Source organism: Pseudomonas sp. EGD-AK9 (assembly GCF_000465935.2).
Lineage (GTDB): Bacteria > Pseudomonadota > Gammaproteobacteria > Pseudomonadales > Pseudomonadaceae > Aquipseudomonas.
Window position 1 is genome coordinate 1 of sequence record NZ_AVOF01000809.1, and the last position, 678, is coordinate 678.

At 71.7% G+C, this 678-nt stretch carries 1 protein-coding gene and 1 pseudogene; both read left to right on the forward strand.

Annotated features, from left to right (window positions below):
• A pseudogene (locus tag N878_RS24360) lies at window positions 1–237 on the forward strand (type II secretion system protein GspK); the annotation flags it as partial.
• The coding region (gene gspL, locus N878_RS24365) for a type II secretion system protein GspL (RefSeq protein ID WP_021446093.1) at window positions 234–678 on the forward strand (445 nt) is incomplete at its 3' end. The pseudogene N878_RS24360 and the gene gspL, both read left to right, overlap by 4 nt.

The window sequence follows — 678 nt, forward strand, 5'->3', positions numbered from 1 at the left end:
AGCCCAGCGGCCTTCGCCGCCCAGCCGGCCCTGGCCGGCCTCGGCGAGCAGGCGCTGCAGGGCCTGGCGGTGGGCAGCCAGTTCTTCGAGGTGTTCAGCGAGGTGAGCCTCGGCGAGCGCCGCGTGGTGTTGCGCAGCCTGTTGCAGCGCGGCAATGATGGCCAGGTCAGTGTCCTGGCGCGTGATCTGGGGCAGGGCGGTACGCCGCCGTTGCCCGTCGAGGAAGCACAACGATGAATCAGCTATGGATCTTCCTGCCGCCGGAGGCCTGTCAGGGCCTGTCGGCGGAGCTGCCGGTGCAGTGGGTGACCTTCACCGAATGTCGCACGCTGAGCCTGGGCGAGGCGCTGCGCGAGCTGCCGGCGGCCTGGGAACTGGTGCTGCCGGTGGAGACGGTGACCGCCTGCGCCGTGCAGTTGCCGACGCAGAAGGCGCGCTGGCTGCGCCAGGCGCTGCCGTTCGCGGTGGAGGAACTGCTCGCCGAGGATGTCGAGCAGATGCACCTGGCCCTGGGCGAGCAACTGGCCGACGGTCGCCACCGGGTCTATGCGCTGCGCGCCGACTGGCTGCGCCAGTGCCTGGCGCTGTGCGCGGCGCAGCCACCGCAGGCGATCCGCGTCGATGCCGACCTGCTGCCGCGCCAGGGCAGTCAGCTGCTCTGGCTGGAGTCGCGCTGGC